The sequence below is a fragment of the Streptomyces sp. enrichment culture genome (genome assembly GCF_964273255.1).
Taxonomy (GTDB): Bacteria; Actinomycetota; Actinomycetes; order Streptomycetales; family Streptomycetaceae; genus Streptomyces.
Genome location: NZ_OZ186835.1, coordinates 6644322 through 6670481, shown reverse-complemented (window position 1 = coordinate 6670481; position 26160 = coordinate 6644322). Strand labels below are relative to the sequence as shown.

19 protein-coding genes are annotated in these 26160 nt (G+C 75.7%); 8 read left to right on the top strand and 11 right to left on the bottom strand.

Annotated elements, in window-relative coordinates:
- Positions 1–285 precede the first annotated feature (285 nt).
- Positions 286–3003, top strand: a complete 2718-nt coding sequence (locus tag ACSU53_RS29100) for a SpoIIE family protein phosphatase (protein ID WP_437032558.1) — start codon at positions 286–288, stop codon at positions 3001–3003.
- A gap of 358 nt (positions 3004–3361) precedes the next feature.
- On the opposite strand, the gene ACSU53_RS29095 is transcribed toward ACSU53_RS29100, so the two are convergent.
- Entirely contained in the window at positions 3362–4552 is a 1191-nt protein-coding gene (locus ACSU53_RS29095; protein WP_437032556.1) for a serine hydrolase domain-containing protein, read from the bottom strand.
- A gap of 238 nt (positions 4553–4790) precedes the next feature.
- Between ACSU53_RS29095 and ACSU53_RS29090 the strand changes: the two genes are divergently transcribed.
- The gene (locus tag ACSU53_RS29090; protein ID WP_437032554.1) at positions 4791–7115 is read left to right on the top strand and encodes an MMPL family transporter; all 2325 of its coding nucleotides are present in this window, start codon (positions 4791–4793) and stop codon (positions 7113–7115) included.
- A 107-nt stretch (positions 7116–7222) separates the two neighbouring features.
- Here ACSU53_RS29090 and ACSU53_RS29085 read toward each other — a convergent pair whose 3' ends face one another.
- Together ACSU53_RS29085 and ACSU53_RS29080 are read right to left on the bottom strand one after the other, a co-directional pair.
- Complete coding sequence (locus tag ACSU53_RS29085; RefSeq protein WP_437033471.1) at positions 7223–9259, bottom strand: DUF1996 domain-containing protein; 2037 nt, start codon at positions 9257–9259, stop codon at positions 7223–7225.
- Between the two features lie 319 nt (positions 9260–9578).
- Positions 9579–10211: a GNAT family N-acetyltransferase gene (locus ACSU53_RS29080; protein ID WP_437032552.1), complete on the bottom strand. Its 633-nt coding sequence runs from the start codon at positions 10209–10211 to the stop codon at positions 9579–9581.
- A gap of 99 nt (positions 10212–10310) precedes the next feature.
- Between ACSU53_RS29080 and ACSU53_RS29075 the strand changes: the two genes are divergently transcribed.
- Positions 10311–11435, top strand: a complete 1125-nt coding sequence (locus ACSU53_RS29075; RefSeq protein ID WP_437032550.1) for a YhjD/YihY/BrkB family envelope integrity protein — start codon at positions 10311–10313, stop codon at positions 11433–11435.
- A 40-nt stretch (positions 11436–11475) separates the two neighbouring features.
- Here the strand turns inward: ACSU53_RS29075 and ACSU53_RS29070 are convergent, their stop codons facing one another.
- Positions 11476–11928: a flavodoxin family protein gene (locus ACSU53_RS29070; protein ID WP_437032548.1), complete on the bottom strand. Its 453-nt coding sequence runs from the start codon at positions 11926–11928 to the stop codon at positions 11476–11478.
- A gap of 132 nt (positions 11929–12060) precedes the next feature.
- Here ACSU53_RS29070 and ACSU53_RS29065 point away from each other — a divergent pair, with 132 nt between their 5' ends.
- Entirely contained in the window at positions 12061–12714 is a 654-nt protein-coding gene (locus ACSU53_RS29065) for a class I SAM-dependent methyltransferase (protein WP_437032546.1), read from the top strand.
- A gap of 109 nt (positions 12715–12823) precedes the next feature.
- On the opposite strand, the gene ACSU53_RS29060 is transcribed toward ACSU53_RS29065, so the two are convergent.
- The 7 genes from ACSU53_RS29060 to ACSU53_RS29030 form a co-directional block, all read right to left on the bottom strand.
- Entirely contained in the window at positions 12824–13174 is a 351-nt protein-coding gene (locus ACSU53_RS29060; protein WP_437032544.1) for an ArsR/SmtB family transcription factor, read from the bottom strand.
- Between the two features lie 172 nt (positions 13175–13346).
- Positions 13347–13781 (bottom strand): ATP-binding protein, encoded by a 435-nt coding sequence (locus tag ACSU53_RS29055; RefSeq protein ID WP_437032541.1) that lies wholly within the window; start codon positions 13779–13781, stop codon positions 13347–13349.
- Positions 13778–15559, bottom strand: coding sequence for a SulP family inorganic anion transporter (locus ACSU53_RS29050; protein WP_437032539.1), 1782 nt, complete (start codon positions 15557–15559; stop codon positions 13778–13780). The genes ACSU53_RS29055 and ACSU53_RS29050 overlap by 4 nt, the downstream gene beginning before the upstream one ends.
- A 243-nt stretch (positions 15560–15802) precedes the next feature.
- Positions 15803–16402, bottom strand: coding sequence for an Rv1733c family protein (locus tag ACSU53_RS29045; protein WP_437032536.1), 600 nt, complete (start codon positions 16400–16402; stop codon positions 15803–15805).
- Between the two features lie 214 nt (positions 16403–16616).
- Positions 16617–21005 (bottom strand): HAD-IC family P-type ATPase, encoded by a 4389-nt coding sequence (locus ACSU53_RS29040; RefSeq protein WP_437032534.1) that lies wholly within the window; start codon positions 21003–21005, stop codon positions 16617–16619.
- A gap of 24 nt (positions 21006–21029) precedes the next feature.
- Entirely contained in the window at positions 21030–21653 is a 624-nt protein-coding gene (locus ACSU53_RS29035; RefSeq protein WP_437032532.1) for a hypothetical protein, read from the bottom strand.
- Between the two features lie 96 nt (positions 21654–21749).
- Positions 21750–21956 (bottom strand): hypothetical protein, encoded by a 207-nt coding sequence (locus ACSU53_RS29030; protein WP_437032530.1) that lies wholly within the window; start codon positions 21954–21956, stop codon positions 21750–21752.
- A gap of 263 nt (positions 21957–22219) precedes the next feature.
- On the opposite strand from ACSU53_RS29030, the gene ACSU53_RS29025 reads away from it, so the two are divergent.
- The 4 genes from ACSU53_RS29025 to ACSU53_RS29010 all read left to right on the top strand — a co-directional run bounded on the left by ACSU53_RS29025 (position 22220) and on the right by ACSU53_RS29010 (position 26009).
- Positions 22220–22912 (top strand): nucleotidyltransferase family protein, encoded by a 693-nt coding sequence (locus tag ACSU53_RS29025; RefSeq protein ID WP_437032528.1) that lies wholly within the window; start codon positions 22220–22222, stop codon positions 22910–22912.
- A 72-nt stretch (positions 22913–22984) separates the two neighbouring features.
- Positions 22985–23275, top strand: coding sequence for a hypothetical protein (locus ACSU53_RS29020; protein WP_437032526.1), 291 nt, complete (start codon positions 22985–22987; stop codon positions 23273–23275).
- The gene (locus ACSU53_RS29015; protein ID WP_437032524.1) at positions 23272–24036 is read left to right on the top strand and encodes a metallophosphoesterase family protein; all 765 of its coding nucleotides are present in this window, start codon (positions 23272–23274) and stop codon (positions 24034–24036) included. The genes ACSU53_RS29020 and ACSU53_RS29015 overlap by 4 nt, the downstream gene beginning before the upstream one ends.
- Positions 24037–24353: 317 nt before the next feature.
- Positions 24354–26009, top strand: a complete 1656-nt coding sequence (locus ACSU53_RS29010; protein WP_437032522.1) for an alkaline phosphatase D family protein — start codon at positions 24354–24356, stop codon at positions 26007–26009.
- The last annotated feature ends 151 nt before the right edge of the window (positions 26010–26160 follow it).

Genomic DNA, 26160 nt, shown 5'->3' with positions numbered 1-26160 from the left:
CCGATGGTTGCGCTGCCACCCGGCACCGCGTGCGTCCGCACCCCCGCGTTCCGGCACCGCGTGCGTCCGCACCCCCGCGTTCCGGGGCGGCCGGGAGCCGGGCGGGGACGGGCGGGCGGGCCGGTCGTCACGGCCCCCGCGACCGCCGGCCGCCCCGGGATCCGGGCGGCCCGGCCGACGCGGCGGAGGAATCCGGTGCGTGCATCCACCGCGCCCCGGCGCCCGGCATGGCACATCCTGGAGAGCGAACGATGTCCCGTGCGTCCGCACCGGGGAGGACGCGAGATGCCAGAGCCAGCCGCCGTACCGGACGACGGGCGGTCCGGCGCGCGCGGAGACGGCGCGCCGGACCACGGGACCGAGGCCCCGCCCGCCCGGCTGGAGGACGCGCTCGCGGAGCCGCTGGTCGAGGCGGTCCGGGAGACCGGCGGCTACGGCGGCCTGGTCTACCTGCGCTCCCGCGACCGGCGCTCGCTGGTGCTGTCGGTGGTCACCGGGGTCCCCCGGTCCCTGCTGAAGGCGTGGTGGCGCGTCCCGGTCGGCGGCGCGCTGCCGGTGTCCGAGTGCTACCGCACGGGCGAGACCCTGTGGCTGCCCGACGAACGGGTGACCATGCTCCGCTTCCCGCAGTTCACCGCCGCGCTGCCGTACGCCTTCGCCTCCGGCCACCGGCCGGTGCGGGTGGACGGCGAGACCGTGGGCGTGCTGGTGGTGCTGCGTTCGGTGCGCGAGCCGCTGGGGCCGGACGACGTGGAGCCGGCGCTGCGGCGGGCCGAACGGGACATGGCGGCCCGGCTCACCCGGTACGCGCGCCGGGTCACCGCCTCGGACACGGCGGACCCCGAGGCCGTGACGTACGGCATCGCGTACGACGACCAGCCGGTGAGCGTCCGGCTGCCCACCCCGCCGGCCCACACCGTGCAGGTCGGCATGGTCGAGTGGGACCTCGACAGCGACCGGTGGTCGGCCGACGACGAGGCCCTGCACATCCTCGGTCTGACCCGGGAGGACTTCGGCGGCACCCTGGCGGACGTGGAGGCGCAGGTGTGCCCGGACGACCTGTTCGAGCTGCGGGCGGGGCGGCGGGACGCGCTGACGCACGGGCAGGTGCGCTCCCGGCACTTCCGGGTGGTGGTCGCCGAGGACGAGGACGGCCAGGTGCGCTACCGGCCCGTCGAACTGTGGGGCCACGTGGTCCGCGTCGGCGTGTCCGGGAAGCTGCTGGTGGGCGCCCTGGTGGACACCGAGGGCGGGGTCACCGCCGCCGAGGCGGCCGAGCGCCTGCCCGACGGTCTGTTCTCCCTGGACCAGGACGGCCGGGTCACCTACGCCAACCGCCGCTGCGAGGAGCTGCTGGGCTGCGAGCGTCAGCAGCTGCTCGGCCAGCACCCCTGGCACGTGATCACCTGGCTGCACGACCCGGCCTACGAGGACCGCTACCGGGCGGCGATGCTGTCCCAGGAGCCGGTGACCTACCTGGTGCACGACCCGCACGGCACCTGGCTGGGTTTCGTGCTGTATCCGGGCGTGCACGGGCTGACCGGCCGGGTCTTCCGCACCAGCGCGCCGGTGAGCACGCGCCCCTCGACGCCGGGCCGGGCCGGCGCGCTGATCGGCGAGGGCGCCGCGGGGCCGCCGCAGCCGGTGGTGGCGGCGCGCGCGGGCGTGCTCTACCACGTGGTGCAGATGGCCAGCGTGCTCACCGAGGCGGTGACCGTGCGGGACGTGTGCCGGGCCGTCGCCGAGCAACTGCTGCCGGCGTTCGGCGCCCAGGAGATCGCCCTGTACGCGGTCCGTGACGGGCGCATGCACCTGCTCTGGGAGGCCGGCTACCCGGAGGGCTTCCTCGACCCGTTCGAGGGCGTTCCCCTGGACGCCCAGCTTCCCGGGGTGCACGCCCTCACCACGCGGTTCCCCCTGTTCTTCGAGTCGCCGGACGCACTGAGCAAGGCGTACCCGGGGATCGCGCTGGACCGCATGCACGCCTGGTCGTTCCTGCCGCTGATCGCCTCAGGCCACGCCGTGGGCTCGTGCATCCTCGGCTGGTCCGAACCGCACCGCTTCACCCCCGACGAGCGGTCCGCCCTCACTGCGCTGAGCGGCCTGGCCGCCCAGGCGCTGGAGCGGGCCCGGCTCTACGACGCCGAGTCGGCGGTCGCCCGCGGGCTGCAGGAAGGGCTGCTGCCGCACCGGCTGCCCGCCATCGAGGGGCTGCTGACCACCGGCCGCTACCTGCCCGGCACCCAGGGCATGGCCATCGGCGGCGACTGGTACGACGTGATCAGGACGGGGCGGGGGGTCGCGCTGGTCATCGGCGACGTGGAGGGGCACAGCGTCGGGGCGGCGGCCGTGATGGGCCAGCTGCGCAGCGCGGTGCACGCCTTCGCGACCAGCGGGCAGCCGCCCCAGGAGGTCATCACCCACACCAACCGGCTGCTCGCCGAGCTGGAGTCGGACGCGTTCGCCACCTGCTGCTACATCGAGCTGGACCCGCGCAGCGGGCGGGCCCTCGCGGTGCGGGCGGGGCATCCGCCGCCGCTGCTGCGGCACCCGGACGGCCGCACCGAGACCCTCGACCTGGTGGGCGGGGTGATGCTGGGCGTGGAGCCGGACGCCCTGTATCCGGTGACCGCGCTGACCCTGACGCCGGGCAGCGTCCTCGCGCTGTACACCGACGGGCTCGTGGAGCAGCCGGGCAGCGACATCGAGGCCGGCATCGAGGCGGCGCGGGCCTGCCTGGCCCGCACCCGCACGGACTCGGTGGACCATCTCGCCGACCAGCTGGTCAAGGCGGCCCGCAGGGCCGAGGACCGGCCGGACGACGTCGCGCTGCTCCTGACCGCGTTCGGCTGGGAGGCCCGCGAACCGCCGTCCGGCGGGCCGGCCGGGGGCCGGGGCGCCGGAGGGTCCGGAGGACTCGGGGGGTCCGGAGGACTCGGGGGGCCCGGAGGACTCGGGGGGCCCGGAGGACTCGGGGGGTCCGGGGGGACCGGCGGCCGCTGAGCCGGCTCGTGCGGGTCGCGCCGGCCCCGGCCCCGCTCGTCCGGGGCGTGGCGGGCTCCGAGCCCGCTCGTGCGGCAGCCGGCGACCCCGCGGCCCGGCGCCGTGCCCCGTCAGGTGGTCATGTGGTCACGCCGCTTCGTGGACATGGTCATCGGGTCGTCGCACCGGCGATTCGTCACGTCGGTCAGTCGTCACGTCGGCACGTCGGCATGGCGGCATGGCGGCATCTCGTCGCGTCGTCGCCGGGGCGGGGGCCGCGGCGGGGGCCGCGGCGGGGGGCCACGGTGCGCGGCAGCGACAGCGGCAGCGGCGTGGTGCCCCCGCCCCGTCCGGCACGGCGCGCGCACGCCGCACGGTCCTACCGGCCGTCGCGCAGCAGGTCGCAGACGAAGTCCTCCTGGATCGCGCGCAGCCGCTCCAGCCGGTCCGGTGCGAGGTCGCGGTTGATCTGGGTGGTGACGGAGAACGTCAGTGACCGGCGGCCGTCCGGGGTGGCCGCGATGAGCTGGGTGTAGCCCGGGAAGTTGCCGGTGTGGCCCAGCACGACGCCGCACCGTGTCTCGTACCGGAAGATGCCCAGACCGGCCTTGTTGCGCCCCGGCCCGGCCGGTTCGGAGGCGCCCTCGCGCCAGCGCCGCTGTTCCCGGGTCACCGCCCGGCCGAACAGGGCGCCGCCCGTGTAGCCGCGGACGAACCGCGTCATGTCGGCCGGGGTGGAGACGATGCCGCCGGACGCCCAGACGCCGGAAGCGCTGAGCAGCTCGCTGACGTCCTCGGGCGGGGGCGGGGTGACCTCGTATCCGTGCAGGTACGGCTCGGGCAGCCGGTACCCCTGCGGGAGGCTGGTGCGGCGCAGCCCCAGCGGCCGGTACACGAGGTCGCGCAGCAGCCGTTCGTAGCGGGTTCCGGTGGCCGCCTCCGCCATGAGCGCGACGGCGATGTTGTCGGAGTTGGAGTACCGGTACCGGCTGCCGGGGCGGAACCGCAGGGGCTCGCCGGCGACGAAGTCGAGCAGCCGGCGGGAGTCGAAGCGGTGCCGGGGGTCGTCGGCGAGGAGGGACAGGAACGCGGGGTCCTCGGTGTAGTCGGGCAGACCGCTGGTGTGGCCGAGCAGCTGCCGCAGCGTCACGGCGCCCCAGGCGGCGGGCAGCCGGGGCAGCCGCTCGCGCAGGGTGTCGTCCAGGCGGAGCGCGCCCCGGTCCACCAGGGCGAGCGCCACCGCGCCGCTGAACGCCTTGGCGGTGCTGGCGATCCGCATGTGGTCGTCGACCCGGGGAGGACGGCCGGTCTCCAGGTCCGCGACCCCCGCGCGCACCACGCGGGACGCGCCGTCGCGCCGGAGCACGGCGATGACGCCGGGAGGTCCGCCGGGGCTGCGCACGAACTCCTCGATCTGCTGCCGGAGCCGGCGGCCGTCGTGCGGTTCGGCCGGGGAGGCCGCGTCGGCGACGCCGGGGCACAGGGCCGCGACGCAGACCGCCACGACGGCGGACGCCCGCAGGCGGCCGCGGAGACGGGCGGGGCGGGCGGACAGGGGGCGGACGGCCATCGGATCTCCCGGGTGCGAACGGAACGGCAGGCCCCAGCCTCACCGCGGGAGGCACGCGGCGGCCCGTCGTGGTGCGGCATCCGGAGCAAGGACGCCCCCCACGGCCGGGCACCGGGGGACGCATCGGGGTGCCGCCGGGCCGGCCGCCCGCGGCCGTGCCCGAGATGCCGGGCCGGGACCGCCCGCCTGTAATGGGAAGAGGGCCGAGAACGGCTCGGCCGGGCCGAGGGGGTCACCCATGCCTTCCGGACGGGACGACGGGACGGGGGCGGGGCGGCCTGCGACGGCGGGCGGGCAGCGGGAGGCGGGGGAGCCGGGGGACGCGGGCAGGCCGGGAAGGGCGGGGGTGCTGCGGCGGCTGGGCGAGTGGTGCGCCCGGCACTTCGTGATCGTGATCGTGGCCTGGCTGGTGGCCCTGGTGGCCCTGCAGGTCCTCAGCCGGACGGTCGGCGGCACCTACTCCGACAACTTCACTCTGCCCGACGCGCAGTCGCAGAAGGGCGTCGAGGTCCTGCAGCGGCACGACCCGCAGGCCGGCGGCTACAGCAGTCAGATCGTGCTGCACGACGAGCAGCAGCAACTGACCGCCCTCGGCCCGCAGATGTCCACCACGATCGAAGAGCTGGAGAAGCTGCCGCACGTCCTGTCGGCGCAGAACCCGCTGTCCACCGGATCGTCCTCCGACTCCGGCCGGCAGCAACAGCCGGACGTCGGCCCGCTGTCCACGGACGCCCGGACCGGGTACATCACGGTCCGCTTCGACGTCCAGCCGTCGACCCTCGGGGACGACTACCTCGACGGCGTGGACGACGCCGTCGAGCCGCTGCGGCAGGCGGGCGCGGAGGTGGAGTACGGCGGGCCGCTCGGCGAGCTGGCCCGGCCCGCTCCCGACGACCGGATGAGCGAACTCATCGGCTTCGCCGTCGCGATCGTCGTGCTGCTGGTGGGCTTCGGCAGCGTGATCGCGGCCGGGATCCCCCTGCTGACGGCCCTCCTCGGTGTGGTGGGCGGTCTCGCGATCCTCGGGCTGCTGGCCGCGGCGTTCACCTTCGCCACCGTCTCCCCCACGCTGGCCACGATGATCGGCATCGGGGTCGGCATCGACTACGCGCTGTTCCTGATCACGCGGCACCGGCAGAACCTGATGGACGGCATGGACCCGGCACGGGCCGCCGGTCAGGCCAACGCCACCAGTGGCCGGGCGGTGCTCGTCTCCGGCTGCACGGTGATCGTCGCGCTCGCCGGGCTGTCCGCGTCGGGCGTCTCGTTCATCGCCAAACTGGGGCTCGCCGCCGCGGTCACCGTGGTCTCCGCGGTCGCCGGGGCGCTCACCCTGGTGCCCGCGCTGCTGGGTCTGATCGGCACCCGCATCGACCGCTACCGGGTGCGCCGGCCGGTGGCGGAGACCGACGCGGAGCCCGGGGCCGCGCCACAGGGCACCTGGCACCGGTACGCCCTGCGGGTCGAGCGCAGACCGTGGCAGTTCCTGGCCGCCGGCCTGGTCACCATCGCCGTGCTGGCCATTCCGGTGTTCTCCATGCAGCTCGGCCACATCGGGGACGGGGCGGATCCGGCCTCCGACACCGACCGCCGCGCCTACGACCTGATGACCGACGCGTTCGGCCCCGGGTCCAACGGCCCGCTCACCGTCGTCATCGACCAGAGCTCGGTCCCCTCCTCCGACCGCTCCGGACTCGCCTCGCAGGCCCAGAAGACCCTGGACGGGGTCGCCGACGCCGCCGCGGTCACCCCGCTGACGCCGACCCAGGACGGTGACGTCCTGGTCGGGACCGTGTACTCGGCCGCGTCGCCGCAGAGCGCCACCACCACCGACCTCACCAACCGGCTGGTGCACGACACGCTGCCGCAGGCCGTGCGAGGCACCGACGCCACGACCTACGTCACGGGCACCACCGCGGCGCAGGTCGACTTCCGCGACGTGGTCGCGGAGAGACTGCCGCTGATCATCGGCGTCGTGGTGGCCCTCGCCTTCCTGATCATCCTCGCCGTGTTCCGGGGCCTGCTCGTGGCCGTGAAGGCGGCCGTCCTCAACGTCCTGTCCATCACCGCCTCCTACGGCGTCCTCGTCGCCGTCTTCCAGTGGGGGTGGGGCGGTCCGGCGCTCGGGGTGTCCGGCACGGTGCCGATCGAGAGCTACGTGCCGATGATGATGTTCGCGATCATCTTCGGCCTCAGCATGGACTACGAGATCTTCCTGCTGTCCCGCGTCCACGAGGCGTGGCAGCGCACCGGCGACGCCAAGGCCTCCGTCGCGCACGCGCTGGAGATCACCGCCCGGGTCATCACCTGCGCGGCGCTGATCATGGTGAGCGTGTTCGCGGCGTTCATCGTCAGCGACAACATCGTGGTCAAGATGCTGGGCCTGGGGCTGGCCGTGAGCGTGCTCATCGACGCCACCGTGGTGCGCCTGCTGCTGGTTCCGGCCGTGATGACCCTGCTGGGCCGGCACGCCTGGTGGACGCCGCGGTGGCTCGACCGGATCATGCCGCACATCGACGCGGAGGGCGAGGGCACGGCAGCACCGGAGCGTGCACCGTCCTGACCGGCCTCGCCCGGCCGGGCACCGGAGGGCCGCGACGGACCGGGCCCCGGACGGCACGAAGCGGCAGGGCCGCGAGGGCCCTGCCGCCGTGCACCTGCGGGAGGAGGTCAGGCGTTGCGCCTCACGCTCCGCAGGACGAAGAAGCCGAAGATCACCAGCACTCCGCCCACCGCGGCCGGCCAGAGCTGCGCGCCGGTCTCGGCCAGGCTGCCGCCCTGGGCCTGCGTCGTCTTCTCGACCTCCGGGAGGGTGCCGGGCACCTGGGCGGCCTGGGCCTTCTGACCGCCGTCGTCCTTGCCGTCGTCCTTGCCGTCCTCGCCGGCGTCCTTCCCGGCGTCCGCGTCCTGGCCGTCGTCGGCGGGGGACGACGCCTTCACGTTCGGCTGCGCGGGCTTCTCGGCGCCCTTGTCCGCCGGCTCCTGCGTGGCCGGGGCCTCGGACGGCTCCTGGCCGCCGTCGCCCTGGTCGCCGCCCTTGCCGTCGTCCTGCTTGCCGTCGTCCTGCTTGCCGTCGTCGCCCTTGCCCTGGTCGCCACCGTTGCCCTGGTCGCCACCGTTGTCCTGGTCGCCACCGTTGTCCTGGTCGCCGCCCTGGCCCGGGTTGCCGGCCCCGTTGTCGCCGCCGCCGTTGCCGTCGCCGCCGCCACCGTTGCCGTTGTCACCGCCGTTGTCACCGCCGCCGTTGCCGCCGGCACCGCAGGTACGGCCCTCGTTGATGCAGTCGACGACCTCCTTCATCAGGTCCTCGTCGAAGACGTTGATGAAGTCGCCGTGGTCCGTGATCGGCTTGTGCAGCTGCTCCGGGAAGGAGTCCACCGCGAACAGCGGGACCGTCTTGCCGCCGTCGTCCAGGCTCGGCGCGTCGACGTCGTAGACGATGCGCTGCACCAGCTGCGGCACGGGCTGGAAGCCGGACGGGCAGTTGCCCTGCTCGTCCACGAACGCCATGTGCGTGCGGTGGTTGGCGCTGTCGGTGTTCCGGCCGTCCCAGCAGCTCTGGAAGTCGAAGGTGCGCACCACGTCACTGCCCTCGGGGCACAGCGGGTACTTGTCCGTCAGCTGCCGGTCCTCGAAGCCCGTGCAGCTCCAGGAGGCGTTGGCGTTGGCGGGGCCGTTGACGAACGACTTGGCGTCACCGGTGATGATGCGCAGGAACCGCGGCATCGCGGTGACCTCGCCCTGCGGGTTGCCCTCGAAGGTCAGGGTGACCTCCTTGGGCGTGACGATCTCACCGACGTTGCCCTCGATGCCGCCGCCCGGGGAGTTCGCGTCGCGCTCCTCGACGCCGTTCTGCAGACGCAGCACCGGCCAGTAGTACGACGACTTGTCGCCCTGGTCGGCGCAGCTGGTCTCGGCGCGCGCCAGGTCGTCGTCGCTGGAGAAGGCGTTGGTGGCCTGGTTGCCGATGTAGTCGTGGAAGTGGTGGGCGCCGTTGGCGACACCGGGCGCCGCGATCACGTTGTCCGAGTTGAACAGTCCGTTGGCGTTGACGCCGCACTCGCTGACGAAGGTGCCGCGGGAGGCGTTCGCGGACGGCTTCGGCTTGGAGACGTTGGGCTCGACGCTCTTGATGTCGACGTAGTCGCCGGCCACCGGACCGTTGCCGGCCTGGCCGCCGTTCCCGCCCTGCTGGCCGTCCTGTCCGTCCTGGCCCTCCTGGCCCTGGCCGTCCTGGCCCTGTTCCTCGCCCTGCTGGTCCTGGCCGTCGCCGGCGTCGCCGCCCTGCTCGCCCTGGTCGTCGTTTCCGCCGTCCTCCTGGCCGGCGTCCGGCTGGGCGTTGCCCGATTCGCGCACCGCGCAGGCGGCGAGCTCGTCGAGGCCCTCGGGCCGGTCACCGACCCGGCCGATGGCGGTGGCGATGCGGGCGAGGGTCGCGGACCGCTTGTCCGTGAGAGGGCCCGCGATCGCGTTCTGGGCGAAGTTCGGGTCCTGCCGGAGGGCGTCGGCGGACTCCCCGATCCGCTTGTACGCGTCGGCGATCTGCGCGTCGAGCGCGGCGAGTTCCTTGTCCACCTCCGGCCGGGCCTCTTCGGGAACATCGGTCAGTTCGGTGGCCACGTCCGGGCAGTCGATCGTGGCGCCGGCGAACACCTGCGCGGCGCCTGCGCCCTCTTCCGTCGCGGAAGCGTAGACGTTGGCCGCCATCATCCCGCCTCCGCCCAGGATCAGGGCGAAGGCGGCGAGCGTCGCGCGCTGTTTGGGGCGTCTGCGTGTGTTGCGTGCCAAGGCAGTACTCCTACGCTTGTGTCGCGGGGGGTCGGCATGGAATTCCCACGCCCCATACGCAGGGGGACCGCACGGTGTTCAACGGCCGCACGAATTCTTCGCCGCTTCTCACCCCCCGCGGGCCCCGACAGCACGCTCACGCCCCTCCCGACTCCCCTGCCCCGGCGGGCACTTGAGCAGGTCGACGCGGTGAGGGGGCGTGGGCGGCGGGCGGGCCCGGCGGGCGAGCGGACGGGGTTCAGCGGCGGACGGCGTCGGCGGTCGTCCGGCCGAGGCAGGCGACCGTCGCGTCGAGCGAGGTCTCGATCTCGTGGAAGCCCATCCGGTCGTAGAAGGCCCGCGCGGGCTTGTTGGCGGTGGACATCACGAGGTGGACGGCCGGAACCCCGGCCTCGCGCAGGGCGTTGAGGAAGACCCGCATCAACTCCCGTCCGTGGCCCCGGCCCTGCCACTCGGGCAGCAGGTCGATGTGCAGGTGGGCGGGGTAGGGGGCCAGTTCGGGGACGACCATCCGCTCCGGGTGGTGCAGCAGCCGGGCCATCGTCTCGTCGGGCGTGGCGGGCTCCCCGGCCGGTTCGGGGTAGCGGTCGGCGACCCGGGGCAGCCAGTCGGTGCGGAAGGCCGCGGCGAACCGGGGGGTGTCGGCGGTGCCGAGGATGTAGCCGACCGCCTGCCCGCGCCCGTCGTCCAGCACGAACGCCAGACGCGGTTCGAGGTGGACGTAGGGGGCCGCGAAGATGGCGGGCAGGATGCCGGGGTCCCGGTAGTGGGGGCGGCTGTCGAGACCGTTGTGCGCGGTGCGGATGCAGACGTCGTCGAGGGCGGGGCCGTCGGACGGGCGGTACGGGCGGATCACGGGATGCGAGGTCATGTCAGTGATCCTGCCCCGATGGGAGCGCTCCCACAAGGGCCGGTCCCGTCGGCCTTCCGCGGGCGGCTTAACCGCCGGTGCGATGGTTACCCGGGCTGCATGAAACTGCATCTACCGGGGCGGAACACCCGGCACCAGGGCGAGGCCGCGGACGACGACGTCCGCCCGGGTTCCCGCACGGAACCCGCGGCGGGCCCCGGGTCCGGCAGGGACGACGACGCGGGGCGGGCGGCCGGCTCACGGCCGGGCCCCGACGAGCACGTGGAGCGGGCCGCGCCGGACAGCCCCACGGGCCTGCCGAAGCAGTCCTGGGGCGCGGCGCTCAAGGGCAGCCTGCGCGAGTTCAAGGACGACGAGCTCACCGACCGGGCCGCCGCGCTGACCTACTACGGCGTGCTGGCCCTGTTCCCGGCGCTGCTGGTCCTGGTGTCCCTGCTGGGCCTGGCCGGCCAGTCGACCACGGACAAGGTGCTGGAGAACGTCCAGGACCTGGCCCCCGGCCCGGCCCGCGACATCATCACCCGGGCCGTGGAACAGCTGCAGGGCACCGCGGGCACCGGGTCGATCGTGGCGATCATCGGTCTGCTGCTGGCCGTGTGGTCGGCGTCCGGTTACGTCGCCGCGTTCATCCGCGCGGCGAACGCCGTCTACGACGTCCCGGAGGGCCGGCCGGTCTGGAAGGTGCTGCCGGTTCGGCTCGGGGTGACGGTCGTGCTGATGGTGCTGGCGGTGGCCAGCGCGCTGATCGTGGTCTTCACCGGCGGACTGGCGCGCCGGGCGGGCGACTTCCTCGGGCTCGGGGACACGGCGATCACCGTGTGGTCCATCGCCAAGTGGCCGGTGCTCGTGCTGCTGGTGGTCTTCATGATCGCGCTGTTGTACTGGGCCACCCCGAACGCGAAGGTCAAGGGGTTCCGCTGGATCACGCCGGGCAGCTTCCTGGCCCTGGTGATCTGGCTGGTGGCCTCCGCGGGCTTCGCGTTCTACGTGGCGAACTTCGGCTCGTACAACAAGACCTACGGCACCATGGCCGGTGTCATCGTCTTCCTGATCTGGCTGTGGATCACCAACCTGGCGATCCTGCTGGGGCTGGAGTTCGACGCGGAGATCGCCCGGCAGCGGGCCATCGCCGGCGGCCATCCGCCGCAGGAGGAGCCCTACACCGAGCCGCGTGACACCCGGGCCTGGGACGACGAGGACCACCAGCGCCACGGCGGCACCTGACGCGCGGTCCGCGCGCGAGCGGCCCGGCGCGGGACCGACGTCAGCCGGTGAGGCCGGCGGCGAGTGTGGCGCCCAGTTCCCAGCAGCGCTCGGTGTCGGCCTTGTCCGGGGCGCCCGTGACCGTCACCGGCTCGGCGGCCCGGCGCCAGCCCAGTCCGGTGGTGACGGTGTCGAGGGCGCGCAGCGCCCCGGTGACGTCGCTGCCGCCGTGCACGAAGGCACCGAAGGGCCGCCCCCGGGTGCTGTCCAGGCAGGGGTAGTAGATCTGGTCGAAGAAGTGCTTGAGGGCCCCGGACATGTAGCCGAGGTTCGCCGGGGTGCCCAAGAGGTATCCGTCGGCCTCCAGGACGTCGGTGGCGGTCGCGGACAGCGCCGCCCGCCGCACCACCCGTACGCCCTCGATCTCCGGGGCGCTCGCGCCGGACAGGACCGCCTCGAACATGGCCTGGCAGTGGGGTGAGGGCGTGTGGTGGACGATCAGCAGAGTGGGCACGCCCCGACCCTGCCGTGCCCTCCCCCGCCCGCGCAAGCCGGACCGGGGCGCGCCGTGCGGCGGTGTGCCGTTGTCAGGGCCGGTGGCGGATGGCAGCATGCGCGGCATCGGCAAGCGGAGACGGGGTGCGTGTTGACCGACGAGGATCGCAGGTCACCGGCAGCGGTGGTGTTCGACGCGCTGGGCGGTGAGTACGAGAGGGCGTTCGCCGGCTCGCCGGCCCACCGGGCGTCGCTGGAGTGGCTGCTGGCGCGGCTCCCGGCGGGCAGCCGGGTGCTGGACGCGGGCAGCGGCACGGGCCGTCCGACGGCCGCCGTGCTGGCCGGGGCGGGGCACCGGGTGCTGGGCGTGGACGTGTCGCCGGTGATGACGGAGCTGGCCTCCCGCCAGGTGCCGCAGGCGGAGTTCCGGTGCGCCGATGTCGCGTCGATGCCGCTGGAGGAGGAGTCCTTCGATGCGGTGTGCGTGTACTTCACGCTGCTGCTCATGTCCCGCGCCGAGCAGGCCGCGCTGGTCCGGCGGCTGACCCGGGCGCTGCGCCCGGGCGGGCTGCTGGTGCTGGCCACCGTGCCACTGGACGTGGAGGGCTTCGCGGGCGTCTTCATGGGCCAGAAGGTGCGGCTCACCAGCTTCTCCCCCCAGGACGTCGTGGCGATGGTGCGGGAGGCCGGGCTGACGGTGCTGTCGGAGCAGAGCGCGATGTTCCGGCCGACCCATCCGGACGCCGCGCCCGAACCCCACCTCTTCCTGCACTGCCGGCGCGGCCCGGAGCCGTCCGGAGGCTGACGGGGTCCGCACGCCGCCCGGGGTCCGCCGGAGGGCGGGCGAGGCGTCGGCGCACGCGTCCGGCGCGGCGGCCAGCAGCGGCCGCCCGGGTCACCGGCCCGGGCCCCGGCTACCGCAGCCGGTCCGGCTCGTCGTGCGAGGCGCGCAGGTCGGCGAGCAGTTCGGCCTGGCCGGCCAGTACGCCGGAGAGGATGGTCCGGGCCACGCGCAGCAGTTCGGCGATGTGCGGGCTCGTCAGCGAGTAGTACACGGTCGAGCCCTCCTTGCGGGCGACGACCAGGTTCGCCCGGCGCAGCACCGCGAGCTGCTGGGAGAGGTGGGCGGGCTCGATGCGCACCTCGGGGAGCATCTCGGCGACCGCGTGCTCGCGCTCGCTGAGCAGTTCCAGCACCCGGATGCGGGCGGGATGGCCGAGCGTCTTGAAGAACTCGGCCTTCAGCTGGTACAGCGGCGTGGTCATCGTGCCGTTCCCTTCCCGGCGCGGCGGCACCGCCTCGACGGCCGGCTCCGAGTGCCTCGCCTCATCCGTCCGCCGACTCCCGGCCCCGACGGTTCCCGACATTAGCAACTGCCCCCGTGCGCGCCGTCACTCGGCCCGGACCCCCGCTCGCGCACCCGCTCCTCACCCGGAGTCACAGCGGGAGGGTGATCCAGATGCTCTTGCCCCGGCCGTCGGGGTCGCCCCGCACCACGGCCGTGCCGCCGAGGCCGTGGGTGAGCTCGGTGACCGTGGCGAGGCCGCCCGTGCCGGGGCCGCCGGGGCCGGGGGCGAGCAGGCTCGGCCGGTGGGGGTGGCGGTCGTGCACGGCGAGGACGAGGCAGTCCGGGCCCGCCGCGTAGACGACGGTGGTCTGCGGGGAGACCGGGGCGGCGTGCCGGACGCTGTTGGTGACCAGTTCGCCGAGGATGAGCAGCGCGGGGTCGACCGCCGGATGGGTCCGGGCGATGCCCCATTCCGCCAGGGCCGCCTCGGCGGTCTCACGGGCGACCCGGACGGCGGCCGGCCGGGTCGGGAGGGTCAGGACGTGCCGGTGCGGGAGCGCGGCCGGCGGCAGGGTCGTCGTCATGGGGTCTCCCGGACGGCCGCGGACGGCGTGACGGTGGTGGAGGCCCCCGGGCCGGGCGGCCCGGTGGCGGGGGCGGGGTCGTCCGCGGCGCGGGCCGGCGGGAGGACTCCGGTCAGGTGGAGGCGGTCACGGGCCGCGCGGATGGCCTCGGGGGTGGTGGCGTACTCCCCGTCCTCGTGCCGCAGCAGGTCCAGGACGCCGACGGAACCGAGGACCCGTCGGTGGGCGGGGCGGATGCCGGAGACCATGACGACGATGCCGCGCCGTGCCAGTTTCTCCATCACGTCCTTCAGCACCAGGGCGCCGGTGGCGTCGACGACGCTCACGTGGGACATGCGCAGGATGACCACCCGCACGTCGGCGAGTTCGGTCAGTTCCAGCAGGAAGCGGTGCGCGGCGGCGAAGAACAGGGGGCCGTCGACGCGGTAGGCGACGATGTGCTGGGAGAGCAGTTCGTGCTCCGCGTCGGTGTGGTCGCCCTGCCGGTCCAGGGGCAGCGGGGCGAGCCGGGCCTGGCGGGCGACCGCGCTGAGGGCGAGGACCCCGGCGACGGCCAGCCCGATGATGACCGCGAGGACGAGGTCGAGCACCAGGGTCGCCACCGCGGTCAGGACGAGGATCAGGGCGTCGGAGCGGGTGGCGCGGGCCATGGCGCGCAGCGAGCCGACCTCGACCATGCGCACGGCGGTGGCCAGCAGTACGCCCGCCAGGGCGGCGAGCGGGATCCGGGACACCAGCGGGGCCGCCGCGAAGACGATCACGGCGAGGACGGCCGCGTGCGCGAGGGACGCCAGCCGGGAGGTGGCGCCGGTCCGCACGTTGACGGCGGTACGGGCGATGGCGCCGGTCGCGGGGACGCCGCCGAACAGCGGGGAGGCGATGTTGGCGATGCCCTGCCCGAACAGTTCGCGGTCCGGGTCGTGGCGCTGGCCCACGGTCATGCCGTCGGCGACGGACGCGGACAGCAGTGACTCCAGGGCGGCCAGCGCGGCCACGGCCACCGCGGGGGCGACCAGGCTGCCGAGGGCCGCGGTGTCGACGAAGCCGAGCGAGGGTGCGGGCAGGCCGGAGGGCAGGTCGCCGATGGGCCGCACGTCGAGCCCGGCGGCCCCGGTGAGCAGGGTGGCCCCGATCACCGCGAGGATGGAGAAGGGCACGGTCGGCTTCCAGCGGGCCCCGAGCAGCATGACCGCCGCCACGGCGACGGCCAGGGCCGGCGCGGTCCAGTCGGGGCGGCGCGCGAAGTCCTCTACGGCGCTCAGGGCCACGCCCAGCACGCGTTCGCCGTCCGGCTGGTCGACGCCCAGGGCGTTGGGGATCTGCTGGAGGCCGATCACGCAGGCGATGCCCAGGGTGAAGCCCTCCACCACGGGGGCGGGCACGTAGCGCATGCTGCCGCCGGCCCGCAGCAGCGCGAGGGCCACCAGCATCAGCCCCGCCATCAGGCCGACGGTCAGGACGCCCGAGGGCCCGTGGTCGGCGACGATGGGCACCAGGACCACCGTCATGGCCCCGGTGGGGCCGGAGACCTGGAGGTTGGAGCCGCCGAACACGGCGGCAAGGGCTCCGGCGACGACGGCGGTGGCCAGTCCCGCCTCGGCGCCGAGCCCGGAGGACACGCCGAAGCCGAGGGCGAGCGGCAGCGCGACGACGGCGACGGTCAGGCCGGCGAGCAGGTCACGGCGCGGACGGCGCCGCATCTGCTCCAGGTCGCTGCGGCCGGGCAGCAGTGCGGTGATCCGGGTCAGGACTCCGGCCCGCGCCAAAGGTACGGACACGATTCCCCGTTCTCCCGGTGGCTGCGGTTCCCGTGGCCGGTCCGGGCCGCGTGCGGCGGCGTGCCGGTCCGGCGGGGCACCGAAGCGCCACGGGACTACGACTTACAGCATGTATGCAATTGCTAAATTTTGCAACTGTGCAGGTCAGAAGGCGCGGGGGGCACTCTCGGGGGCGGGCGGGTGCGGAAGGCACCCGGCGACCGGCGAACGGCCCCCGACGGGGCGCCGGTCCGGCCGCGGGCGTCAGCCCAGCATCCGCTTGCGCCAGGCGGGCTCGACCAGCCGCCAGGCGGACTCCCACTCCGCCGTCCGCCGCCGCAGCAACCGGGTCCGCAGCACCCACCCGGCGAGCAGCGTCAGTCCCCCGGCGGTGGCCCCCACCGTGGCCCCGGCCATGACCGTCTGGAAGCGCGCCTCGGCGCCGCCGGGCGGCTCGGAGACGAGCCGGCCCTCCCGGTCGGTCCACACCGTGACGACGCCGCCCGCCTCCGCGTCGGCGTCCGCCCGTGCCCTGCCGGTCCGTGCGGTGCCGTCGGGAGCGGTCCAGCGCACCTTCGTCCAGACCTGGGTGTCGCTCCCGTCGGGCGCCGGCGCGGGCAGCGCGCGGGCCGCGTCCTCGGTCAGCACGGCACCGACCGCGTGGCTGTCCGCCCGGCGCTCGGCGAGCGAGACGTCCACCGCCCGGGCGGCGGCGAGGGCGCCGGCGCCGCCGAGGACAAGGCCGCACACCAGCGTGGCCAGCAGCAGCCACGCCTCGACCACGTCGCTGCGGCGGCGCAGCGGGTTCCTGCGCCAGCGCCAGAACCACACCCTGCGGGGGCACGCACCCTGCGTCCTCGCCATGGGTCGTCACCTCCTCGCACGGTCCCGCACGCCGCGCCTCGCCGGTCCGCCGGAGGGATCGGACCACGCGTCCGGCGGCACGGTGTCACCCTTCCAGGGTGGGCCACCGGGCCGCCGGGCGCATGGGCCGAAGGGCCCCGGCCCGCTCCCCCGCCGGTCTCCGCGTCCGCGCCGGCGCGGCATCCGGCCCGGACCGCGGTCCGGGTCCCGCGGGTCAGGCCGCCACGGGCCTGGCGACGCCGCTGTGCAGCAGGTGGCGGAGCTGCTGGAACCACTCGCCCAGCCGCGGGGCACCGCGCGACGCGCCCTCGTAGAGGGCGCGCACCGGGGCCAGCCGCTCCAGGCGCGGGGCGAGGGCCGACAGCGCGATGGCGAGGGCCACCCCCGCCCAGGCCACCGGGCCCAGCGGGGTGCAGCCGAAGAAGTGGCTGACGCCGGGCGTCATGACCAGCGCGGCCAGGACCGCGGCGGAGCCCAGCGCGGTGAACCACACCAGGCGGCTGTGGCGGCGGCCGGAGAGGGTCTGCACGAGCTGGGCGCCGACGACCCCGCACAGCGCCATGGTGGTCGCCCGGCGCTCGGTGCCCGGGGTGAGGCGGCCGATGAGGTAGGCGGTGACCGCGCCCAGGCAGGTGGTCACGCCCCGGCGCCGGATGGCGCGCAGCAGGGGCGCGCCGAGCACGTCCAGGCCCATCGGGCCGGTCTCGGCGTGCGCGGCGGTGGACGGGTCGTCGCTGGGGGTCACGGCGACGGCCATGGCCGGGAACATGTCGGTGAGCAGGTTGACCAGCAGCAGCTGACGGGTCGACAGGGGCGAGGCTCCGGCGAGGAGGGTGCCGAGCACGCTGAACCCGACCTCGCCGGCGTTGCCGCCGATGAGGATGCTCACGGCGTCCGCGACGCTGCGCCACAGCGCGCGTCCCTCGGCGACCGCGTCGACCAGCGGCGACAGATCGCCGTTGGTGACGACGAGGTCGGCGGCGTTCCGGGCGGCCGCGGAGCCCCGGGCCTCGATGCCCACCCCCACGTCCGCGGCGCGGATGGCGGCCGCGTCGTTGGCGCCGTCGCCGGCCATCGCCACGACCCGGCCGGCCTGCTGCAGGGCCTCGACGACGTGCAGCTTCTGCTCGGGGGCGACGCGGGCGACGACCGCGGCGCCCTGCAGTGCCCGGACCCGGTCCCGCCGTCCCATGGCGACCAGTTCGTCACCGGTGACCACCCCGGTGTGCTCCGGCCAGCCCAGCTGCAGCGCGATGGCGCGCGCCGTCTCCGGGTGGTCGCCGGTCAGCATCACGGGGGCGATGCCGAGCCGGCGCAGCTGTGCGAGCAGCGCCTCGGAGGTGTCGCGCGGGACGTCCGCCAGGGCGACGAGCCCGGCGAACTCCAGGTCGGCCAGGTCCGCGTCGAGTTCGGCGGCGGGGTCCTCGCCCCGGCAGGGCCGCCGGGCGACGGCGAGCACCCGCAGCCCCTGCCCGGCCAGGGCGTGGGCCGTCTCGGTGGCCGCGTCGGGCAGGTCCCGGCAGGCGGGCAGGACGGTCTCCGGGGCGCCCTTGACGACGAGGAGCTGGCCGGTGTCCGCGTCGCCGTCCCGGCCGACGGCCGCCGCGTAGCCGCGGCTGGCCTCGAAGGCCAGCTCCCCGGTGGGGGTCCAGTCGGGGTCGGGCGGGGCGAGGTCGAGGACGGCCTCGTCGGTGGCGTGCGCGATGCGGCGGCCCTCCCCCGTCTCCTCCTGCGGGCAGGCGCGGGCGGCCAGCCGCACCACCGGCAGGGCGTCCGCGGCGTCCGGGGTGCGGACGGTGCCGTCGGCGGTGGCCGCACGGACCAGCCGGAGCCGGTTCTCGGTGAGGGTGCCGGTCTTGTCGAAGCAGACGGTGTCGACCCGGCCCAGCGCCTCCAGGGTGCGCGGGGTGCGGACCAGCACGCCGCGCCGGGACAGCCGCCGGGCCGCGGCCATCTGCGCGACCGTGGCCACCAGCGGCAGCCCCTCCGGGACGGCGGCGACGGCGACCGCGACACCGCCGCTGACGGCGCGCCGCACCGGGCTGCCGCGCAGCAGGGACAGCCCCGTCACCAGCGCGCCGCCGGTGAGGGTGACCGGCAGCGCCTTGCGGGTGAGTTCCTGCAGCCGGGCCTGGACGCCGGCGGGCGGCGGGGTGCGCGCGGCCAGGGCGACGGCGCGGCCGGCCTCGGTGCGGTCGCCGGTGTCGACGACGAGGGCGGTGGCGCGTCCGGCCACCACGGTGGTGCCCTCGAAGACCATGCAGGTCCGCCGGGCCACGGGAGCGCCGGGGGTCGGCGCCACGTCCTTGGTGACGGGCAGCGACTCGCCGGTGAGCGACGACTCGTCGACCTCCAGTCCCTCCTCCTCGAGCAGGCGCGCGTCGGCCGGCACGACGTCGCCGGCGACGAGGTCGATGCGGTCGCCGGGGCGCAGCCGGGCGGCGTCGACGGTGACCGTGCGGCGGCGGGCGTCGTGGCGGCGGGCCTTGGGCTGCTGCCGGGACGCGAGCCGGGCCAGCGCCTGTTCGGCGCGCATCCGCTGGAGGCCGCCGGCCACGGCGTTGAGGTCCATGGCGCCGACCACGAGCAGGGCGTCGACGAGGGAGCCCAGCAGGGCGGAGGCGACCGCGCCGGTGGCGAGGACGGGGGTGAGCGGATCGTCGAGTTCCCGGCGGACGGCGCCGGCGGCCTGCCAGGTCCAGCGGACGGGGGTGGCCACGGGGTGCCGGGCGAGCCGGACGGCCTGCCGGCGGGAGCGGTCGGCGAGGAGGGCGGCACCCCGGGGCCCGGTCGCGGTGTCGTCGCGTCGGAGCCGGTCGCGGGCCTCGTGGGGTTCGAGCGCGTGCCAGGGGATGTGGAGCCGGGGCTCGGGCGGGGTGGCGCGGGCCACCCGGACGGCTTCGAGCGCCCCGGCGAACAGGGCGTTCACGGCGGCGATGTTGACGGGCGCGTGCCGGGTGAGCAGTCGCCAGGCGCGGCCGGCGGGGGTGCCGCCGCGGGCCACCATCAGCCCGGACAGGGCGGCTCCGGCCCGGGCGAGGGCCTGCGAGCGGCGGCCGACCCGGCGGGCGGCGGGGATCGCGGTGAGCAGCCGCACCACCCCGGTCAGCCCGGGGACGAGCGCGTCGGCGCCCCAGGGGACGGACGCCCCTGCGTCGGTGAGGGCGAGGGCCACGTCCGCGGCGGGCAGCCCGTCGGCCACGTCGTCGTCGCCGGGCGCGGAGAGCCGGGCGACGCCGACGACGGTGCGCCCGTCGTTCTGCAGGGCCCGTACGACGTCCCCGAACGGCATGTCGTCGGGGGCGGCCTCGTCGGCCAGGCGGGTGATCTCCTTCAGTCCGGATCCACCCGTGACGACGACGTGCAGTCCGGCGCGCCGGGCCGCGTCCAGGACGGCCTCGGCGAACGGGTCGACCGTGTCCTCGTGGGCCTCGTGGGCCTCGTGTGTCTGGTGGGCCTGGTGCCCCTCGTGGGCCCGGTGGCCGCCGGCCGGGGAGCCGGCGGCGGTGTCCGGCCGTCCGCGCAGGGCGTCGGCGTGCAGGACGAGGGAGTCGGCGATCTCCAGTTGCCGCAGCCGCTCGGGATCGCGCACCAGGATCCCGTCCCGGGCGAGGAAGGTGCCGAGGGCGGCGCTGAAGGCGCCGGGGCCGTAGCGGGCGGCCTTCGGGGACCCGGCGAGGACGGCCTCGGCGGCCTCCCGGGTGTCGTGGGTGACCAGCAGGGCGGCGGCGGCTCCGGCGACGCTGCCGGTCCCGGCGTGGGCCGCGTACTCCTGGGCGGGCGTGACCCTGAGCGGCGGGCGGACGCCGCCCCGGGCGGGCAGACCGGGCCGGTCCTGCCGGCAGTAGTCGTCGTGCAGGGCCTCGAAGGCGGCGGCCCTGGCCGTCGCCTCGGTGAGCTGTCCGGCGCGCAGCAGCCCGTCGAGGACGAGCGACACCGGCGACTGCCCGGCGCCGTGCGCGGCCGCGTTGGCGGCGGCGAGGAGGAGTTCCATGCCGCCGGCGCCGAACCGGCGGCGCAGCACCGCCCGGAAGCGGGGGTTCTCGCGCAGCAGGGTGACCGTGGCCGTGACCGTCTTCGGCGTACGGGGCAGGCGCAGGGACCGGCCGGCGAGGGCTCCGGCGGCGCCGGCCGCGTTCAGCAGCAGCGCGGCGGCGGCGATCCGGACGTCGCGGGGGTCGCCGGGGTGGGGGGTGGTGTCCTCCGGTTCGGGTGCGGTGCCCTCGCCGAGGCCGAACCGGGCGGCGAGGGCGGTGGCCCGTTCGGCCACCCGGTCGGCGGCCGTGTCCTCGACGGCGGTCACCACCAGCCGGGACAGGCCCTCGTCCCAGTGGGCGGTCAGCACGTCCGGGTGCGCGAGGAGTTCGGCGGCGACCTTGCGGGCGAGGGGGGCGGCGTCGGCCCCGGCTCCGTCGAGGGCGAGGTGGAGGCGGTGGCCCGCGCGCCAGTGCCGCCCGCCGGCCAGGGCGTTGCGGGCGACGTGGCCGATGCGGCGGGAGGTGGTGTGGACGGACGTCACGCCCTGGGCGGTGGTGCGTGCGGCGCCCGCCGCGGCTCCGGCCACGGCCCCGGCGAGGGGGGCGACGTCGATTCGTGTGAGCATCTGCGGTGATCCCCGTCCGTTCACTCAGGCGTCGTGCCGGCCGTTGCCGTCGGCGGCGCCGTCGGCCCGCTGCCGGGTGGGGTGCGGGTCGTGGTGCGCGGTGGCCTCGGCGACCTGTTTGAGCGCGGAGGCCGTCGCGGTGTCGCCCACCTTCGCGGGCTGTTCGTGCGCCGGGTGGTGCTCCGGAGGTGCGGGGCGGTGGCGGGCGGACTCCAGGCGGTCGCCGGGGCCGTCCGCGCCCGGGTCGGCGGGCGGCCCGGTCACGGTGCCCGGCTGCGCGCCCTCCGCGTCGTCCGCCCGCGTGCGGGGGGCCGCCGCGCCGTCGGTGCGGGCGGGCCGGGGCCGGGTGAGCCAGGCGACGGCGGCGCCGGTGACGGCCACGGGCCACTCCACGATCCCGGCGACGCCGAGCACGCCGGCCCCCGTGTACACGGCCACCCGGCGGCCGTGGGGCGACACCGCGCCGATCGCGTCGAGCGCGCCGCCGGCGACCTTCCCGGCCTGGTCGAGCGCGCCGCCGGCGACCCTCCCGGCCTGCTCGGCACCCGGCAGGTGCCGCAGGCCCGAGACGACGGCCCGAAGGGGCTGCGGAAGACCGCGCGATGCGGATGTGTCCTGGTCCATGTCGACCTCCAGAGCGCCTGTCACCTCGGCCAGAGTCGGTTTCCCCGCCCAGGACCCCATATTCGGCCGGGTTCGGCCCGCACGCTCTCCGTGGGCGTCCGGGACGCCCGCCGGCCGGCGTCAGACGACCGTCTCCCCGTCGTGGACGCCTCCGGAGCAGTGCATGGTGAACGTCTGCGCCCCGGGCCCCTGGGCCGAGACGACGATCACTCCGCCGCCCGCGATGCACTCCCGCGCGCTGACGTCGGCGGGGGCGGCCGCCACGGCGGGTGCGCAGAGCAGGGTGAGGGCGAGGGCGGTGAGGGCGGCGGACGGCAACCGGTGCATGGGCGCTCCTGACGGGTGCGGGACCGGACTCCCCCGGCCCTCGGGCGGTTCCAGCGTCGCCAGGCGGACGGCGGCCCGCCACCGCGGCGGGCCCGTCGCGCCCCGGCCGGACCGGCGTGCGGGCGCCTGGGTGCCGGGGCGCGCGTCCGTCGCACCGGTCCGTGTCGCGGCGGGCGCGCCGGGTACTCAGCACGGGCGGAGCGGGCCCGGCCGCGGCGCGGCGGGCCGCTCCCCCGGTTCCTGACGAAGGGAGTGCAGCGGCGATGACGGAGAACGGTGACGACACCCCGTTCGCGGGCCGGACGGGCATCCCCGATCTCCGCCTGGCCACGGACGTGTCCGGGCCGGCCCCGGTGGGCGCGACACCGTCCGACGGCTCGGAGGCGGACCTGCCGCGCGACCGCAACCAGGCCATCCTGGAGGCCGCCAAGCAGGTCGGCGCGGTCCTCAAGCGGGCGGGGCACCCGTTCGCCCTGGCCGGGAGCGTCGCCGTGTACGCCCACGGCGGCAGCGGCAACCTCCAGCACGACGTCGATTTCTGCGTGCGCCCCGAGGAGGCCGAACGGGTGGCGGCCACCCTGCGGGAGGCCGGACTGACGGTCTACGCCCCGCCGGAGGACTGGCTGCTGAAGGCCCGGTGCTTCGGCCAGGACGTGGACATCATCTTCGAGCTGGCGCACCGGCCCGTGTCGGCCGAGATGCTCGACCGGGCCGAGGAGCTTCCGGTGGAGTCGGTGCGGATGCCGGTCCTGGCACCGACCGATCTGCTGTGGAGCCTGATGGCCGCCTTCTCCGAGCACCACTGCGACTTCGGCGCGGTGCTGCCCATCGCGCGCACCCTGCGGGAGAAGGTCGACTGGGACCGGGTGCGCCGCGACTGCGGCGACGAGCCCATGCCCGCCGCCTTCTTCTACCTGCTGGAGCGGCTGAACGTGATCCCGCACCCCGGCGGGTGAGGGACCGTGCCGCCCCGTGACGACCCCGGTCCGGACGCGCGGGCGTGCGGACCCCGCGGAAAGGAGCACCCCATGAGCAGCCCAGGCGCCGCGTCCGCGAGCGGCGGCGTTCCCCCGTCGCGGAGTCCCGAGTACCGGGTCGCCCACCTCCAGGAGCGGCTCGCCGCCGGTGAGGCGGGCGAGCTGGGGGTGCGGGTCGAGGCGCGGGGCGGGACGGTGCTGGTCACCGGCACCCTGCCGTCCGCGCCGTGCCGCGAGGAGGTGCTGCGCACCGTCCACGAGGAGCTCGCCGGCCTGGAGGTGCACTGCGACCTGGTGGTCGCCGAGGCCTCGTCGCCCGACCACGCGGAGGAGCTGACATGATCCGGATCGCCGCCGTCGGGGACATCCACCTGGGGCCGGACAGCCGGGGACTGCTGCGCCCCGCGTTCGGCACCCTGCCCGAGTGCGCCGACGTGCTGCTGCTGGCCGGGGACCTCACCCGGCACGGGACCCCGGACGAGGCCCGCGTGGTGGCCGACGAGATCCGGGGCCTGGGGGTCCCGGTGGTGGCGGTGCTCGGCAACCACGACCACCACGACGACCGCCCCGGCGAGGTCTCGGAGCTGCTGCGGGACGCCGGCGCGCGCGTCCTGGAGGGCGAGGGCACCGTGGTGGACACCGGCGGCGCACGCGTCGGGGTGGCCGGCACCAAGGGGTTCGGCGGCGGCTTCCCGGGGCGCAGCGCCGGGGAGTTCGGCGAGCCGGTGATGAAGGAGTTCGTGCGGCACTCGCGCGAGTGCGCCGACGGGCTGCGGACCGCTCTCGAACGCCTGGCGGCCGAGGACTGCGACGCGCGGGTCGCCCTCACCCACTACTCCCCCGTTCCGGAGACGCTGGCCGGGGAGCCGCTGGAGATCTACCCGTTCCTGGGCAGCTATCTGCTGGCCGAGGCGATCGACACGGCCGGTGCCGACCTCGCCGTGCACGGGCACGCGCACGCGGGCACCGAGCACGGGATGACGACGGGGGGCGTCAAGGTCCGCAACGTCGCCCAGCCGGTCATCGGCCGGGCCTTCCACGTGTACCACCTGCCGGTCAGGGAACGCGTGGGCACCGGTTCCGGTGCCCGCCCCGCCGGCTGAGTCCGCCCGGTCCCGCTCCGCTCCCCCAGCGCCGTCCGCATCACGCGGGCGGCGCTGTCCGTCGTGCCCGGCCGGGGCGCGTACCGCTGTGTGTGTGAACTCCCCGCACGCCGCGCCCCTTTTAGGCATTTTGTCTGCTTAGCATGCAGGCGCCGCCTCCCGTGATCGCTGTCGCCACACACCGGGCACGGGCGGCGGACCGCGCCGGCCGGTCCGGGCTCGCCCGCCGGCCCGCGCGGGGCGACCGCCGGGGGCCCTGTCGCTCGTCGTGCCGTTCGTCGACCGATCCCGCCCGCCCCCGCACGAGAGGACCCCAGATGGCGCCGACCGGCCGCCTCCATGAGCACGCCGTCTCCCCGCACGACACCGAACTGCGCACCGCCGCCCCGCGCCTGGCCCGGCGTCGCTTCCTCACCGTCACCGCGGCGGCCGCCGCCCTCGCGTTCACCACCAACCTCCCCTCCCGCGGCGCGTTCGCCGCCACCGAACTCGACGCCGCCCGCATCACCACCGACCCGTTCACGCTCGGCGTCGCCTCCGGGGACCCGTTGCCCGACTCCGTGCTCATCTGGACCCGGCTCGCCCCGGCACCCTTCGAGGCCGACGGGGGATTGGGACAGCAGCGGGTGTCGGTGTCCTGGGAGGTCGCCCTCGACGAGTCCTTCGCCGTGGTCGTGCAGCGCGGCACGGCGCTCGCCTATCCGGAGTACGGCCACAGCGTGCGGGTCGACGTGCGCGGCCTGGTGCCCGGCACCCCGTACCACTACCGGTTCCGCGCCGGCGCGTGGATCAGCCCGGCGGGCCGCACCCGCACCGCTCCCCCGGCCGGCAGCGCCGTGACGAGCCTGCGGCTGGCCGCCGTGGCCTGCCAGGCGTACCACGACGGCTACTACACGGCGCACCGGCACGTCGCTCAGGAGGACGTGGACCTGGTGTTCCACCTCGGCGACTACCTCTACGAGTACGCGGTCAACTCCGCGGGCGGCGCCCGCCGTTACACCGACGTGGTGCTGCCGCCGGTGTTCAACCGCGAGACGTCCTCCCTGGCCGACTACCGGATGCGGTACGCGCTCTACAAGAGCGACCCCGACCTGCGGGCCGCGCACGCGGCGCACCCCTTCGTCGTCACCTGGGACGACCACGAGACCGAGAACAACTACGCGGCCGACCGGGACGAGAACGGCAGCGCGCCCGAGCAGTTCCTGGTGCGCCGCGCCGCCGCCTACCGCGCGTACTGGGAGAACCAGCCGCTGCGGGCCGCCCAGCTGCCCCAGGGCCCCGACGCGCGGCTGTACCGCAGGCTCCACTGGGGCTCGCTGGCCCAGTTCGACGTCCTCGACACCCGCCAGTACCGCTCCGACCAGGCCTACGGCGACGCGCCGCACGTCCCCGGCCCCGAGACCGACGACCCGGCGCGCACCCTGACCGGTCACGCGCAGGAACGCTGGCTGACCGACGGGTGGGCGGCGTCGACGGCGCTGTGGAACGTGATGCCCCAGCAGGTGTGCTTCTCGCAGCGCAGACTGGACCTGAACGCGCAGGCCAAGCTGTCCATGGACGCCTGGGACGGCTACCGCGCCAGCCGCGACCGGGTCGTCGCGGGCGCGAAGGCCGCCGGTCTCGCCAACTGGCTGGTGCTGACGGGGGACGTGCACGTCGGCTACGCCTTCGACATCAAGGACGACTTCGACGACCCCGACTCCGCCACCCTGGGCACCGAACTCACCTGCACCTCCGTGGCCAGCGGCCGGGACGGCGTGGAACGCCCGGCCAACTGGGACACCTACATGCGGGCCAACCCGCACCTCAAGCACTACGACGGACGGCGCGGCTACCTGCGCGTCGAACTGGGACGGCACAGCGCCCGCGCCGACTTCCGCACCGTCGCGGCCGTGACGACACCGGGCGCCCCCGTGACCACCACCGCCTCCTTCGTCACCGAGGCGGGCGCCCCCGGCCTGCGGCCCGTCTGACGGCGGCGGCGCGGGACCGGTCCCGCGCCGGCCGGGTGCGTACTGCACATGGCGCCCGGCGGGGTCTCCAAAGCGCGAAAAGCGGTCGCGGGTGACATCCCGTCCGGTGCCGCGGGCAAGGACTGGGCCCGTGCCGGACGGTGCGGCCGGC

Bases quoted from the DNA above. Each gene is read 5' to 3' on its own strand.
- ACSU53_RS29100 (WP_437032558.1), top strand. From the start codon at position 286: ATGCCAGAGCCAGCCGCCGTACCGGACGACGGGCGGTCCGGCGCGCGC.
- ACSU53_RS29095 (WP_437032556.1), bottom strand. From the start codon at position 4,552: ATGGCCGTCCGCCCCCTGTCCGCCCGCCCCGCCCGTCTCCGCGGCCGC.
- ACSU53_RS29090 (WP_437032554.1), top strand. From the start codon at position 4,791: ATGCCTTCCGGACGGGACGACGGGACGGGGGCGGGGCGGCCTGCGACG.
- ACSU53_RS29085 (WP_437033471.1), bottom strand. From the start codon at position 9,259: ATGGCGGCCAACGTCTACGCTTCCGCGACGGAAGAGGGCGCAGGCGCC.
- ACSU53_RS29080 (WP_437032552.1), bottom strand. From the start codon at position 10,211: ATGACCTCGCATCCCGTGATCCGCCCGTACCGCCCGTCCGACGGCCCC.
- ACSU53_RS29075 (WP_437032550.1), top strand. From the start codon at position 10,311: ATGAAACTGCATCTACCGGGGCGGAACACCCGGCACCAGGGCGAGGCC.
- ACSU53_RS29060 (WP_437032544.1), bottom strand. From the start codon at position 13,174: ATGACCACGCCGCTGTACCAGCTGAAGGCCGAGTTCTTCAAGACGCTC.
- ACSU53_RS29055 (WP_437032541.1), bottom strand. From the start codon at position 13,781: ATGACGACGACCCTGCCGCCGGCCGCGCTCCCGCACCGGCACGTCCTG.
- ACSU53_RS29045 (WP_437032536.1), bottom strand. From the start codon at position 16,402: ATGGCGAGGACGCAGGGTGCGTGCCCCCGCAGGGTGTGGTTCTGGCGC.
- ACSU53_RS29040 (WP_437032534.1), bottom strand. From the start codon at position 21,005: ATGCTCACACGAATCGACGTCGCCCCCCTCGCCGGGGCCGTGGCCGGA.
- ACSU53_RS29030 (WP_437032530.1), bottom strand. From the start codon at position 21,956: ATGCACCGGTTGCCGTCCGCCGCCCTCACCGCCCTCGCCCTCACCCTG.
- ACSU53_RS29025 (WP_437032528.1), top strand. From the start codon at position 22,220: ATGACGGAGAACGGTGACGACACCCCGTTCGCGGGCCGGACGGGCATC.
- ACSU53_RS29020 (WP_437032526.1), top strand. From the start codon at position 22,985: ATGAGCAGCCCAGGCGCCGCGTCCGCGAGCGGCGGCGTTCCCCCGTCG.
- ACSU53_RS29015 (WP_437032524.1), top strand. From the start codon at position 23,272: ATGATCCGGATCGCCGCCGTCGGGGACATCCACCTGGGGCCGGACAGC.
- ACSU53_RS29010 (WP_437032522.1), top strand. From the start codon at position 24,354: ATGGCGCCGACCGGCCGCCTCCATGAGCACGCCGTCTCCCCGCACGAC.